The following is a 12,348-nucleotide window of genomic DNA, read 5'->3' as shown; positions in this document are numbered from 1 at the left end:
AGCACGAAACTGCCGCGCTCCTGATGTTCGGCCCAGTGCTGTTTTTGCTCGGCGTCACTCACGGCAGCCACCGTCGCCAGAGGATCAGCGGGAAGCGCCCCAACATGCCAAAGAACAGCTTGGTGTGCATTTTGGAAATCAGCGCGTTGTCGTGGAACAGGCGAAAGTGCGACAGGCCATCCTGCGGGTAGTGAACCTTGGTCGGCAGCCATTGCATCGGCTGGTTGCGCCACGACAGACGCACAAGAATTTCAGGATCGAAATCCATGCGTTTGCCCAGGCTCACGGTGTTGATCAGATGCAGCACCGGTGTGAGCGGATAGATGCGAAAGCCGCACATCGAGTCGTGAATCTGCAGCGAAAGGCTGTTGATCCAGACCCATACGTGAGTCAGGTAGCGCGCATACAGACGACCCTTCGGCACGCTGGCATCGTATTGCGGATAGCCGCAGATCAGTGATTGCGGATGCTGACGTGAGGTGTCGAGAAACAGCGCGATGTCATTCAGGTCGTGCTGGCCATCGGCGTCCACTTGTAGCGCGTGGCTGAAACCGAGTCTGGCGGCTTCCCGCAAACCGGCCATGACTGCGCCGCCTTTGCCTTGGTTGACCGGGAGTTGCACCAGAAACACGTTGTTTTGCTCGGCAAGCTCACGCAATACAGCAGCGCAGGCCGGGCTGCTGGCATCATCGACCAGCACGCACGGCAGACCTGCCTCCAGCAACTCGCGCACCACAGCAGGCACGGCGAGTTCGTGGTCATAAACCGGAATTACTGCGCAGGGGTTATGCATACGAACGCAGATCCAGTGGGAGCGGACTTGTCCGCGAAGACATAGTGGCAAACGATAAAAATGTGTGGCGTGTACCGGTCTCTTCGCGGACAGGTCCGCTCCCACGGGGATGGTGGTCAAACATGAGCCGCCTCCAGCAATATCCGTCCACTGGAACAAGGCGATTCGCCGTTGCGGTATGCGAAATGCAGTTTGCCGCGCTCGTTGTCGAAACGCAGAGTCAGGGTGATGTGATCACCGGGGCGGACCAGTTGCTGGAATTTCAAGACTTCCATCCCGGCGAATCTTGGGGGAACTGGCAGTAAACGCTGCGCCAGATCGATGGCCCAGTCCACTTGCACGACGCCTGGAAGGATTGGGGTTTTCGGGAAGTGACCCGTGAAGTGCGCAAGATCCAGCGGCACGATCAGGTTCAGGCGCAGTTCATCATCAGCCTGCTGCTGGCTGACTAGCTCCGGCCCGCGAACACGGGGTGCTACGAGTAGCGCGTCAACCTGCAACTGGGGCAATTTGCCTTGGGAATTCAGCGGCAATTGGCTCAATAAACGCCAGCGGCGGGGCAGGGCCAGCGCTTCGCAGTGTGGAATCAAATGCTCGCGCAGCGCCTGGGTCACGGCGCGGCGACCTTGATTACGCAACGCCTGTACGCCGCTGTCACTGAGCACCACCAGCGCCCCCAGCGAAGCGCGGTTTTCCTGGACCACGCCCATTCGCGCTTCGTTGACCCATTCATGCAGCGTCAGTGCTTGCTCAAGCAGCGGCAGGGAAATACGTTTCTCTTCCAGCTTGACGATCCTGTCCAGACGACCGAGCAATTCGAAGCGCCCATCGGCATTGAAGCGTGCGGCGTCGGCCGTTTGTTCGACATGACCTGCTGGCAGATAAGGCGATTCGATGCGCAATGCGCCTTCGCCGTCCTGACTGAGCTTCACGCCCTCGAACGCACGCCACAATGGATCGCCGCGACGCCAGGCAATGCCTCCGGTTTCCGAACTGCCAAGGATCTCGGTAGGCCACTGGCCGAGCCGTAAGTGCAGGCTCTCAGCGGCTTGCACCGGCAATGCGCCACCGGAGGAGAACACGCGACGAACTTCGCGCAGCCCCGGCCAGTCGAGGTTGTCGCCCATGCGTTTGAGCAGCGCGGGGCTCGCGACCCAGGCAAACGTAGTGTGGTCATGGCTGGCGCGTTGCAAGTCTTCGGGGAACGGCAGTTGTCTGCGGACAAAAGTGCGCCCCGCGCACAGCGGCCATAAGACCCGAAAAAGCAGGCCGTAAATGTGTTGCGTGGCGACGCTGCCAATAATGCAGGCGCTACCCAGCTCCGCGCCCCACAAGCGTTCTAGCGCAGTGACTTCATTGGCTAACTGGCGCAGACGCTTTTCAATCAATTTGGGCTCGCCGCTGGAGCCAGAGGTACACAGGCTCAACACGCAGCGATCAAGGTCGAGCGCGGCAGGCAGTAAAGGCTCTCCGTGCAACGTGCTCAGCGGTACATCGTCGGGTAGATCGGTCAGCCACATATCGACATGGTTTGCCCAACGCATGCGTGTTTGCCCCTGAAGATCGGCCGGGAGCAGGACTTCGACGCCCGCCCGCCATGCGCCAAAGATGGCCACGGCCAGTTCGCCTGCATCTTCAAGGTGGATGGCTACGCGCTTGACCTTGCGCTCGACCAGACCCGCCGCGACGCTCAGGGCCGCGGCGCGAAACTGCGCGTGGTTCATGGCGGGCAGATGCGTCAGACCGCGTCCACTGTGGGCTTCTAGCAGCAGGTGCTCAGGATCGATCCAGCTCATGCGCGTCCTCGCACTCGTTGACGAAGCAGCCACTCGCTGGCGAATAGAATGCCCATCAATCCATAGGCGATGAGACCTGTGTAGAGCGTCCACCACGTAAGCGGGGCCCAGAGGGTCAGTGCAGCCGCGATCAGGCCATTGAGCAGAAAGAAGCAGCACCAGACCTGCGTCACCTGGCGTGTGTAGCGAATTGCGCGCTCAGGCAGATCAGGGTCTGTCAGGCGGGCCAATCGTTCGACCAGCGGCATGCCGCGCACCAGGCTCAAGCCGAACAGGCTCAACATGAAGCCGCTGATCAGTACCGGGTACCAGCGCAGCAAGCGCGGGCTGTCGAGCACGCCGAGCAACAGACAAAAGCCGATCGCAGCCAACGCCACGCCGAGGCGCCCGGGGCGCCGCTCACCAGTCAGTGCCCGTGCCGCCCACAATGCGCCCAGTAGCAACGCAAATTGCCACGGCGAGAAATGCTCCAGGCCGAAGTACACGGCAAATGGATACAGCACTCCCGCCAGCACCAGTGCCACGCCAATCAGACGATTCATGCGGCGGTGTTGACCCGCCGGTATACGGCCTCGACCACGTCATTGACGGTGCGTACGGCCTTGAACTCATCGGCCGCTATTTTTTTGCCAGTCTTGCGTTTGATGTGGTCGATCAGGTCAACCGCATCGATGCTGTCTATCTCCAGATCCTGGTAGAGGTTGGCCTGAAGAGTGACTCGCTCAGGTTCAAGTTCGAACAACTCAACCAGCGCAGTGCGCAGGGTTTCGAAGATGTCTTCACGGGTTTGCATGTTCAGTCCTCAGGCCACTTGGCGAGCGCTGACGAACGCCGCAAGGGTGTTCACGCTAGTGAAATGGTTGCGTGTGTCTTTGGCATCGGCGTCGATCTTGATGCCGTAGCGTTTTTGAATCGCCAGTCCCAGCTCCAGGGCGTCCACGGAATCCAGGCCCAGCCCTTCGCCGAACAGCGTCTGGTCGTTGCCGATATCGTGGGTGCTGATGTCTTCGAGGCCCAGGGCGTCGATGATCAACTGCTTAATTTCCAGGTGCAGATCGCTCATCTGAGGCGAGTTCCTTGATGTAGTAGTGATGCAGGTAATCGTTGAGCTTGCGTGATGCGACGGGGGCCGGACCCAAGGCTGCAAAGGCGCCGGGATCGATGTCGGCGCCCACGCGCAGATGGAAATGCACCCGACGTAGCGGGATGCGATACCAAGGCTCGGCTTTGGTCAGGGTGGTTGGCGAGACCCGGATCGTGACCGGTGTGATGACGGTTGCGCCTCGAAGTGCGATGGCCGCACCGCCGCGATGGAAGGCTGGCGCCTTGCCCGGTTGCGTGCGAGTGCCTTCGGGGAAAATGATCAGCGTCTGCCCGGACTGCATTGCATTGGCTGCTGTATCGAGCATGTCCATGCTGCCGTCGTTGCTGATATAGCCGGTGGAGCGCACAGGCCCTCGCGTGAACGGGTTCTGCCACAGGCTTTGCTTGACCACGCAATTGGCGTCACGCACCAGACCGATCAGAAACACCACGTCGATCAGTGACGGATGATTGGCGATGATCATTTGGCCTGGGCGACCTAGACGCTCGGCGCCTTCGACCTGGTAGGTCAGCACGCCGGTACGTGCCATGAAACGGATAAACATCCAGAAAAGGCGACTGATGGTCGCCCGGGCACGACGCTGGTGGCTTTCTGCGCTGCCCGGTAAAAGTGAAAGCAGCGGAAAGATGAGGATGCGCAGGCACAGGCCGCCAAGCCCAAACAGAGCGAAACTTACCGCTGTGGCCAGCAGACGCCAGTAATAGCCGTCGCGGGTCCTGCTCAATAATTGCGTTGCCAGTTCCATAGCCGACTCTTCCAGGGATGTTGCAATGCGCTCTGCTGTGTCGACAGCGCGCGTAAAAGGTTGAGCGCGTGCGGCCATTCGCTTTGCACGGGAGCTGTCTTGGGCAGGTCCCGCGAACTCAATGACAGTTGCCATTCATCGCCAGCGGTCAGCAGTAACCCAAGTGCGTAAGGGAGCGGCACGTCGTCAATCCAGGGGGCATAGGCGCCGGGCGGATTCTCTTCGGTAATGACCAGAAGCACAGCGCTGGCGCCTTCGGCCAGCATCGCAGCCGCTTCAATCACTCCATGCTCCAGCCCATCGCCTGCCGCCGCCAGAGCGGTCATCTCGCTGGTTTCCCCGCGCAGGATCGACCATAAGCCGATGACAGCGTTGTGTACCGACAGACTGAATTGCGTGGGCGATAACGGCTGATTGGCCGCCAGATCGCTAAGGATCTCGAAAGTACGGGGTGTTTCGCCATGCCGGGACACAAATACCAGCGGTAGTGGTTCGTGCCCGTCAGCCAGTGGCCAGCCTACGCTGAATGCCATCCTGGCCAGACGGCTGAGGCGTCGTCGTTGCATGGCTGGCAGAAACGACACGTCAGGTGCCTGGTCTCCACTGGCGACCTGCGTCGGATGCTGGCTCCACTGTTGCCAGTCTTCGGCAGTTGCCAGGCCAGGGGCCCAGGCGCGCCATTGTGCGATGTTAAACGTGATCACGAGTTATCTTCCCGCCCACTTGGGCATACTTCCAGCTTCGGTATTGAGCCGAAGTGACACCAACCCTGGCGCGGCGCTATCGCCGAGTGGCGCGCATTATCCCGGTAGGGGTACACACTGGCAAACGCAGTTACAAAGAGTGTGTTTACTCACGATATTTCTTACTGTTAGGCGCGAAGGTTCAGGCAGGTTCATGTAGGGTCGTTCGATGCATCCACGGTGAAACTTCTGCCCCAGTTGTCAGAATTGTTGGTAGGACTCGCCGTCGTCATGTGTATTGCATAGACTCGATACCATTCATCGGACCGTTCTGCGGTCTTCAGGGCATACAGCATCAGGGAGGTCGTCCATGCGGCGCGTGGTTTTCAATCAAAAAGGTGGTGTTGGCAAGTCAAGCATCGCCTGCAATCTGGCAGCCGTCAGCGCTTATGAAGGTTATCGGACGCTATTGATCGATCTTGATGCGCAAGCGAACTCCACGCAGTACCTGACCGGACTGACCGGTGACGACATCCCCATGGGGATTGCCGATTTCTTCAAGCAAACCCTGTCGTCCGGACCGTTTGCCAAGAAAAACAAAGTAGATATCTATGAGACGCCGTTCGACAACCTGCACGTCGTGACCGCAACCGCCGAACTGGCCGATCTGCAGCCCAAGCTTGAGGCCAAGCACAAGATCAATAAGCTGCGCAAATTGCTGGATGAGTTAGATGAGGATTACGAGCGAATCTACATCGACACGCCGCCAGCGCTGAATTTCTATGCAGTTTCGGCGTTGATTGCTGCCGATAAAGTGCTCATCCCCTTCGACTGTGACAGCTTCTCGCGCCAGGCTCTATACGGCCTGCTCAAGGAGATCGAAGAACTGAAAGAAGACCACAATGAAGATCTGGAAGTGGAAGGCATTATCGTCAACCAGTTCCAGTCTCGGGCCAGCCTGCCACAGCAGATTCTGGATGAACTGATTGCCGAAGGGCTGCCCGTGCTGCCGGTTTATCTGAACAGCTCAGTCAAAATGCGTGAGTCTCACCAGGCGAATACGCCGCTGATTCATCTGGAACCCCGACACAAACTGACGCAGCAGTTCATGGAGCTGCATCAGTATCTTGAGAACAATGCTTGAGGCCTCTGCGGTTGCAGAGCATCAACCGCGTTCAGGAAGCAACGAGCCGTTACTGATCGCCGCATTCATTTTCTTGGCGACTTTTTGCGCGGCCTTCGCCAAATCCGAAGGGATGCTGATCGTCGCATCCATGTCCGCCGTCACCCGATTCTGACTTGAAATAAGCCGGTGTTGGTCCTCAGGGCAGCCGCAGCGGACGGTCTGTCCATCGGTCGCGACAGCCACGAACTCATCGATATAGGTGGGGTTACCCTGATTGATAAAGCCGACCCGCTCACACACCGCGCACCACACCGGATCGCCCATCCGAGCCAGACGACGTTCGTCGCACATCTGGCGCCCCGACGCTTTCAACACAAAACCACCGGTGCTCGTTGAATCGCCTTCCCTGACTACGAACGTCATCGTCGCTTGCTCCTGGATTGTCTGCGGAGCGTAAATCGTAGGCGCAAAACAGACTCACCACCGAGCCCCAGGTCCTTTTCAGACGCGTCTTACACTAACAAGCGAAAAGGAGATTTCGCCGTATTTCCGTGGGTTCATCGGATGCCTTGGCTGCCTAGCCATGCGTTTAATTGTTGCATGGACATCGCCCCGCTTTGACGTGCTACTTCGCGGCCATTCTTGAACAGGATCAGGCTGGGAATCGAACGAATCCCCAACTGAGCCGACAGCTGTTGATTGGCCTCGCTGTCCAGTTTCGCGAGGCGGCAGCGACCTGAAAGCTGCGCTGCTGCCTGCTCGAATGTCGGCGCGAAGGATTTGCACGGGCCGCACCATTCAGCCCACACGTCTACCAACAGCGGCAGGTCGCCTTTGATCTGGCTGGCGTAGTCGCCCTCGGTCAACGTGAACGGTTTGCTCAGTAAGACTGGCTGCTTGCAGCGACCGCATTTGGGTTGATCGCCCAGTCTATCGGCGGGAATGCGGTTCAGCCCGTTGCACTGCGGGCAGGGGATCATCAGGGACTCAGACATGGCAGGCGCCTCAAAGGGTAATGTCATTTAAATGGAGACTTCATCGGCACTTATCAACAGTCCGCGCACTGTACTGGCCGGTTGAGCTGCTTCTGTCTCTGGCCGCTATCAAAGGATGCGCCTAGCCTGCATCGATAACCGATTGATGGAGAACGGCATGCAAACCCTTGGCGTATTGGGCGGGATGAGTTGGGAGTCCACTGCAACTTATTACAAATGGCTCAACGAGGGCGTGCGCGACAGCCTCGGCGGTCTGCACTCAGCGCCTATCCTTTTGCATTCGGTAGACTTTGCCGGCATCGCTGCGCTGCAAAAAGCCGGGCAATGGCAGCAGGCTGGTGAGCAACTCGCCGATGCCGCGCGCGGGCTCGAACGTGCAGGTGCTGGCGCATTACTGTTGGCGACCAACACCATGCACAAGGTCGCAGGAGCCATCGAGTCGGCGGTCAGCATTCCGCTCTTGCACATTGGCGATGCCGTGGGCCAGGCGTTGCAACAGCGCGGCGTCTCAAAAGCTGCATTGCTGGGCACACGCTTCACCATGCAGGAAGACTTCTACAAGCGCCGACTCGCCGAACGCTTCGGTATCCAAACCCTGCTGCCCAGCACAGACGCCATGGCCGAAATTGATCGGATCATCTTCGCCGAACTGTGCCGAGGCGATTTTCATCAGCCTGCCCGGGACTTCTATCTCGATGTACTGCGGCAATTACGCGATCAAGGCGCTGAAGCGGCGATTCTTGGTTGTACCGAGATTGGGTTGCTGCTCGATGGTGTGGACAGTCCATTGCCGTTGGTGGACAGCACGCAAGAGCATGTGGCGATGGGGTTGGATTGGCTGCTGAAAAGTGCCTGAGTTGCATCGTGGAGTTCAACGGACTATCCGAAAGTACCTGTCGTTCGAATAGTTGTGCGTGCGTGCCAGTGGCAGTAGCCTTTTTTCAGCGATAACAACGTGTCCGCTGGCGACACGCCCTACTTCATATCGTCCCGCGCGCGCAGTTCCATTGAGTTGCCTAGATGAGCCACGGAAGGCCATCCACATATCCAGGGAGTGTCCATGATTACAAACATTCACGTGTTGACAGGTGTAGGAATTCCCAGCGCTGTCAAAGGCGCTACGCCGCTGCAAACGAGCTCCCAGCCCTCAAACGTTTACTCAAGTCCTGGCGAGCGCTCAAGCGTGTCGAACATCGCTCGCCAACTCGGTGAAAGTGCGGTGCGGGCTGAGGCAAGGGACCAAACTTCAAGCCGCACTGAACTTGGCGCACAGGCGAGTCGTGTGCTGGATGAGCTCACGGGCCCCAAATACCTTGAGGCTAGGGCGGCACATAACGCGCAGGTGCCAGTTACGAAAGATCCCGAGTTGCTGCAACGCGCGATTAACGCCACCGATTACATGACTCGCAAACTAGCCGCCGACCCAAGTGCCAAAAGCCCCTTCGCAGGACTTTCACATGCTGAACTTGTATTGATTGCCTACGACGATAAAGGCCCTTACACCGTAAACGAGCGCCGAGCGGCGTGGGAGGGAGCTCAGGAAAAAGAGTTTTCCTGGCGCGATCGCGCAGTTTCTCAAGGCACTCTGCAGTACTCCACCGAGAAAAAGATGTCAGGGTTTTATACAGATGCCCTGGCTCACTATCGAACATTGCCAGCCATCGAAAAAGCGCAATATCCGGAGACTTACGAATCAGGATTAAAGGCGCGAATCGATGGTCTGGTAGATCGGAAAGCGGATGACAGGCAGTACAACTTGTTTGAAATACTCGCGGGTATGAGCCGAACGCCAGAAGCCGAAAAAAAGCCACGCGTGGAGACGGGTAAAGCTTCAGAGCTCGCATCCGTTGCTGCTTCGAAGGACAAATCGGCGAAAGCCCCAGTTCCTGTTGCGACACCAGACGGCAGCGGCGCCCTTACGAAGAACAACTAATCTCCAGATGCTTGCCCCAGTCCGGCGGACGCTGTGCTGGGGAGGTTGCTGAGCAGTGAGAGCATCACTTAGTCAAACTTATGAGCCATCCGAAAGTACCGCTCGTTCGGGTAGTTGTGCGTGGCGAGCACTGCCGGTAACGTCTCTTTTATGAATTTAAGTCTGAAATTTCCAAGTTCATTGGCTTGCTGATAATTGTTGCAGGTCTCTATTGGTGTAACGGTTGATAATAATTAATCGATGTCAGCTTATTCATATTAATTATAAAAAGAGCTCTTTATGAATTTTAAAAATTATGTGGCAGGCGTTGCTGTTGTGTCCGCGCTCAGTACAGTTGGTGTGGCTCAAGCTGGGCCGGAAGTGCAAGTTACGTTTAAAAATAACTCGAGCTCTGAAGCGGTTTACGACACGCTAGGTAGTAGTGCTTATAGTTACGGGGAAGCTAGTCCGAAGCCGGCTGCAACGGTAGCGGGCGGGGAGTCTAATATTTATAAAGTGAGAGGTGGTTTGTCTGCCGATGTAACTTCCGTTGTTTTTCAGTACAGGGTCGGAGCTAAAACTTGTAAGTTCAAAACCAGCTATTTGAAGCTTCCTGGTCGCGGGGTACCCCCACGATGGAATAAAAGTTCGGAATCAGGTGGAGGTGCACGTTGTGATGCAAGGATTACTGCTACCAACGTATCTACCCATGCTTGGGCGGTGGAGTTTACGATGAGATAAGGGGGTTTCGCTTGGCCTGAATGGTGCTTTAACCATGATTTTCTTTCATGCGTTGGCTGTTCAGGCTTCCGATTTTCAAGCAGGGAGTTCGCATATGGTTAGTGGTATTTCATCATGTAATCCTTTTAGGGACGTCGCGCCAAAAAAAACTGGGGATGGCTTGGCGCTCGTACCATTGTCAAGCGGTGAAAAAGTTTCCAGAGGCCCAACACAGGCGGCATCTATATCAATACTTGCCAGGCAGTTGAGCGAGAGCGCTGCGCGCGCAGAGTTGAGAGATGGCCAGCTTGATCGGCGTCAGCTAGGCATGGAGGCAGAGCGACTGTTAAGCCAGATATTGGGAGATATTTATCAGGCAGAAAAAGTCTCTCACAATCAAGAGGTGCCTGAAACCGATAATCCTGAACTTTTGGACAGAGCAAAGAAAGCTACCGAATACGTCGTCCGATCTGACCAACATGATCGCAATGTAGTAAATCCATTTGTCGGCTTATCCCGAGAGCTACTTAACTTGATCGTGTACGACGACAAAGGCTCTTACACCATCAATGAGAGACGAGCCGCTTGGTATGGCGTAAATAATATCGAAGCGAGATGGAATCGTAGGTTAATGCACGAATCAGATATCGAGTCCGCATTGAAAAATGGCCGCACTCCAAATTTTTATGCGGAGGTTGTGGCTCATTATAAATCTTTGCCACTTATAGAGCAGGCACAGTATCCAGAAGATTATGAAGCTAAGCGATTAGTCTGGATTCAGGAGGACAGTAGTCTTCTGGACCGAAAGGAGCCAAAGTTTTTAACGCTGTTTGAGATGCTGGAAATCATGCTTCAACGCAAAAAGCGTGACCCTGCGCCTGACGCTGCCGGGTCACCTGGCATCGACGGCGCAATGGGCAATGTCACTGCGGCAATTGCTAGCGCGCCTGCCGACAAAGCTTAATCAGTAAGCTAATGATCACGAAGAACAACTAATCTCCAGATGCTTGCCCCAGTCCGGCGGACGCTGTGCGTAACTTTCCATCCCTGCCTGTTCTTCGAAGGGATTGCACAGCACTTCATGCAGCCGGCGGACTTCGTCGTAGTCGCCTTTTTCGGCGGCTTCGATGGCGCGTTGGGCCAGGTAGTTGCGCAGGATGTAGAGCGGATTGACTGCATGCATGCGCGCTCGGCGTTCGTCCTCAGTGCCTGCGTTTTCTCGGTTGACGCGGGCGATGTATATCTCAGCCCAGGCATCAAAACCCGCTCTGTCGACGAAATCATCTCGCAGGCGGCGCACGGCAGTTTCGGCTGGCTCGTCGCCGAGATGGCGGAAAAACAGCGTGTAATCGACGCCGCTGTTCTGCATCAGTTGCAGCAGGCGGCTGACAATCGTGCTGTCTTCGTCTTCGGCCGTGGTCAGGCCAAGACGGCGACGCATCAGGTCCAAGTAATGCGCCTCGTAAAGCGGCAAGAACAGGCCAATTGCCTCGCGCAGCGCCTCAATGGTAATGAACGGCGTCAACGCTTGGGCCAAAGCACTGAGATTCCACTGTCCGATCGGCACCTGATTGCTGAAGGAGTAACGCCCTTCATGATCGGAGTGGTTGCAGATGAATTTCTGATCGAAGTCGTCGAGAAACGCGAACGGCCCAAAGTCGAAAGTGATGCCGAGAATCGACATGTTGTCGGTGTTCATCACGCCGTGACAAAAACCGTAGGCCTGCCATTTGGCGATCAACTCGGCGTTGCGCTCGACGATTTCAGTGAACATCGCCAGATGCGGTTCGGGCTGTTCGAGGGCGTGTGGGTAATGCAGCGTCAGTACGTGATCGGCCAGCTGTTTCAACTCTTCAGGCTGCTTGGTGTAGAAGAAATACTCAAAACTGCCGAATCGAATATGACTCTTCGCCAGACGCAAGACCATGGCAGCGCGCTCCTGGGTTTCACGCCAGACCGGGGTCGTCGAGCCAATCACGCAGGCCGCGCGGCTGCTGGGAATGCCCAACGCGTGCAGTGCCTCGGACGCCAGAAACTCACGAATCGAAGAGCGCAATACCGCGCGTCCATCGCCCATGCGTGAGTAGGGCGTCTGCCCGGCGCCCTTGAGGTGCAAATCCCAATGTTCACCGGCGTCGTTGTAGACCTCGCCCAGCAACAGCCCACGACCGTCGCCTAGCCGCGGATTGTACGAACCGAACTGATGACCGGAGTAGACCATCGCCCGAGGTTCGGCCTCGGCCCACAGCTTGTGTCCGCCGAACAACTCGGCAAATACCGGTGTCTGCGCCTGTTCCCGGTCCAGGTCCAGCAACGCCAAAGCGGCATCACTGGCCACCACCAGACGGGGCTCGGCAATCGGTTCAGGCAGCACGGAAGTGGAGAACGCATCGCCGAGGCGGGCGAAGCGGTTGTCGAAAGTCAGTTCGTCGAGGGCTTTCAAGGGATGCCTCCAGCAGAATGTCCGAGCATT

General features: G+C 56.9%; 15 protein-coding genes. 5 read left to right on the top strand and 10 right to left on the bottom strand.

Features of this window, described 5'->3' with window-relative positions; genetic code table 11:
• Positions 1-58: 58 nt before the first annotated feature.
• From ACWKV9_RS04005 to ACWKV9_RS03975, 7 genes are all read right to left on the bottom strand, one after another.
• A complete protein-coding gene (locus ACWKV9_RS04005; protein WP_483834807.1) occupies positions 59-793 on the bottom strand; it encodes a glycosyltransferase family 2 protein in 735 nt (244 codons plus the stop codon).
• A gap of 116 nt (positions 794-909) precedes the next feature.
• On the bottom strand, positions 910-2,589 hold the full coding sequence (locus ACWKV9_RS04000; protein WP_483834806.1) for an ApeI family dehydratase: 1,680 nt from the start codon (positions 2,587-2,589) through the stop codon (positions 910-912).
• Positions 2,586-3,131 (bottom strand): COG4648 family protein, encoded by a 546-nt coding sequence (locus ACWKV9_RS03995; RefSeq protein ID WP_483834805.1) that lies wholly within the window; start codon positions 3,129-3,131, stop codon positions 2,586-2,588. The genes ACWKV9_RS04000 and ACWKV9_RS03995 overlap by 4 nt, the downstream gene beginning before the upstream one ends.
• Entirely contained in the window at positions 3,128-3,382 is a 255-nt protein-coding gene (locus ACWKV9_RS03990; protein ID WP_483834804.1) for an acyl carrier protein, read from the bottom strand. Before ACWKV9_RS03990 ends, ACWKV9_RS03995 begins: the two co-directional genes overlap by 4 nt.
• 9 nt (positions 3,383-3,391) lie before the next feature.
• Positions 3,392-3,652, bottom strand: a complete 261-nt coding sequence (locus ACWKV9_RS03985) for a phosphopantetheine-binding protein (protein WP_483834803.1) — start codon at positions 3,650-3,652, stop codon at positions 3,392-3,394.
• The gene (locus tag ACWKV9_RS03980) at positions 3,627-4,439 is read right to left on the bottom strand and encodes a lysophospholipid acyltransferase family protein (RefSeq protein WP_483834802.1); all 813 of its coding nucleotides are present in this window, start codon (positions 4,437-4,439) and stop codon (positions 3,627-3,629) included. The genes ACWKV9_RS03985 and ACWKV9_RS03980 overlap by 26 nt, the downstream gene beginning before the upstream one ends.
• Positions 4,415-5,143 (bottom strand): beta-ketoacyl synthase chain length factor, encoded by a 729-nt coding sequence (locus ACWKV9_RS03975; protein WP_483834801.1) that lies wholly within the window; start codon positions 5,141-5,143, stop codon positions 4,415-4,417. Before ACWKV9_RS03975 ends, ACWKV9_RS03980 begins: the two co-directional genes overlap by 25 nt.
• Positions 5,144-5,492: 349 nt before the next feature.
• On the opposite strand from ACWKV9_RS03975, the gene ACWKV9_RS03970 reads away from it, so the two are divergent.
• On the top strand, positions 5,493-6,266 hold the full coding sequence (locus tag ACWKV9_RS03970; RefSeq protein WP_483834800.1) for a ParA family protein: 774 nt from the start codon (positions 5,493-5,495) through the stop codon (positions 6,264-6,266).
• 21 nt (positions 6,267-6,287) lie between these two features.
• Here the strand turns inward: ACWKV9_RS03970 and ACWKV9_RS03965 are convergent, their stop codons facing one another.
• A complete protein-coding gene (locus ACWKV9_RS03965) occupies positions 6,288-6,671 on the bottom strand; it encodes a PAAR domain-containing protein (RefSeq protein ID WP_483834799.1) in 384 nt (127 codons plus the stop codon).
• Between the two features lie 134 nt (positions 6,672-6,805).
• The gene (trxC, locus tag ACWKV9_RS03960) at positions 6,806-7,243 is read right to left on the bottom strand and encodes a thioredoxin TrxC (RefSeq protein WP_483834798.1); all 438 of its coding nucleotides are present in this window, start codon (positions 7,241-7,243) and stop codon (positions 6,806-6,808) included.
• Positions 7,244-7,400: 157 nt separating this feature from the next.
• Between trxC and ACWKV9_RS03955 the strand changes: the two genes are divergently transcribed.
• The 4 genes from ACWKV9_RS03955 to ACWKV9_RS03940 all read left to right on the top strand — a co-directional run bounded on the left by ACWKV9_RS03955 (position 7,401) and on the right by ACWKV9_RS03940 (position 10,839).
• Positions 7,401-8,099, top strand: a complete 699-nt coding sequence (locus ACWKV9_RS03955) for an aspartate/glutamate racemase family protein (RefSeq protein WP_483834797.1) — start codon at positions 7,401-7,403, stop codon at positions 8,097-8,099.
• Positions 8,100-8,303: 204 nt separating this feature from the next.
• The gene (locus tag ACWKV9_RS03950) at positions 8,304-9,176 is read left to right on the top strand and encodes a hypothetical protein (protein ID WP_483834796.1); all 873 of its coding nucleotides are present in this window, start codon (positions 8,304-8,306) and stop codon (positions 9,174-9,176) included.
• Positions 9,177-9,455: 279 nt separating this feature from the next.
• A complete protein-coding gene (locus ACWKV9_RS03945; RefSeq protein ID WP_483834795.1) occupies positions 9,456-9,896 on the top strand; it encodes a hypothetical protein in 441 nt (146 codons plus the stop codon).
• A gap of 34 nt (positions 9,897-9,930) precedes the next feature.
• Entirely contained in the window at positions 9,931-10,839 is a 909-nt protein-coding gene (locus tag ACWKV9_RS03940; RefSeq protein ID WP_483834794.1) for a hypothetical protein, read from the top strand.
• Positions 10,840-10,854: 15 nt separating this feature from the next.
• Here ACWKV9_RS03940 and selO read toward each other — a convergent pair whose 3' ends face one another.
• Positions 10,855-12,318: a protein adenylyltransferase SelO gene (gene selO / locus ACWKV9_RS03935; protein WP_483834793.1), complete on the bottom strand. Its 1,464-nt coding sequence runs from the start codon at positions 12,316-12,318 to the stop codon at positions 10,855-10,857.
• Positions 12,319-12,348 lie beyond the last annotated feature (30 nt).

Source organism: Pseudomonas corni (genome assembly GCF_057128765.1).
This window is presented reverse-complemented; position numbering and strand designations above follow the sequence as displayed.

What these genes read in the sequence shown, in the direction of transcription:
- ACWKV9_RS03980 (WP_483834802.1), bottom strand. Translation starts at nt 4,439, where the DNA reads ATGGAACTGGCAACGCAATTATTGAGCAGGACCCGCGACGGCTATTAC.
- ACWKV9_RS03950 (WP_483834796.1), top strand. Translation starts at nt 8,304, where the DNA reads ATGATTACAAACATTCACGTGTTGACAGGTGTAGGAATTCCCAGCGCT.
- ACWKV9_RS03995 (WP_483834805.1), bottom strand. Translation starts at nt 3,131, where the DNA reads ATGAATCGTCTGATTGGCGTGGCACTGGTGCTGGCGGGAGTGCTGTAT.
- ACWKV9_RS04005 (WP_483834807.1), bottom strand. Translation starts at nt 793, where the DNA reads ATGCATAACCCCTGCGCAGTAATTCCGGTTTATGACCACGAACTCGCC.
- ACWKV9_RS03955 (WP_483834797.1), top strand. Translation starts at nt 7,401, where the DNA reads ATGCAAACCCTTGGCGTATTGGGCGGGATGAGTTGGGAGTCCACTGCA.
- ACWKV9_RS03945 (WP_483834795.1), top strand. Translation starts at nt 9,456, where the DNA reads ATGAATTTTAAAAATTATGTGGCAGGCGTTGCTGTTGTGTCCGCGCTC.
- ACWKV9_RS04000 (WP_483834806.1), bottom strand. Translation starts at nt 2,589, where the DNA reads ATGAGCTGGATCGATCCTGAGCACCTGCTGCTAGAAGCCCACAGTGGA.
- trxC (WP_483834798.1), bottom strand. Translation starts at nt 7,243, where the DNA reads ATGTCTGAGTCCCTGATGATCCCCTGCCCGCAGTGCAACGGGCTGAAC.
- ACWKV9_RS03965 (WP_483834799.1), bottom strand. Translation starts at nt 6,671, where the DNA reads ATGACGTTCGTAGTCAGGGAAGGCGATTCAACGAGCACCGGTGGTTTT.
- ACWKV9_RS03940 (WP_483834794.1), top strand. Translation starts at nt 9,931, where the DNA reads ATGATTTTCTTTCATGCGTTGGCTGTTCAGGCTTCCGATTTTCAAGCA.
- ACWKV9_RS03985 (WP_483834803.1), bottom strand. Translation starts at nt 3,652, where the DNA reads ATGAGCGATCTGCACCTGGAAATTAAGCAGTTGATCATCGACGCCCTG.
- ACWKV9_RS03990 (WP_483834804.1), bottom strand. Translation starts at nt 3,382, where the DNA reads ATGCAAACCCGTGAAGACATCTTCGAAACCCTGCGCACTGCGCTGGTT.
- ACWKV9_RS03970 (WP_483834800.1), top strand. Translation starts at nt 5,493, where the DNA reads ATGCGGCGCGTGGTTTTCAATCAAAAAGGTGGTGTTGGCAAGTCAAGC.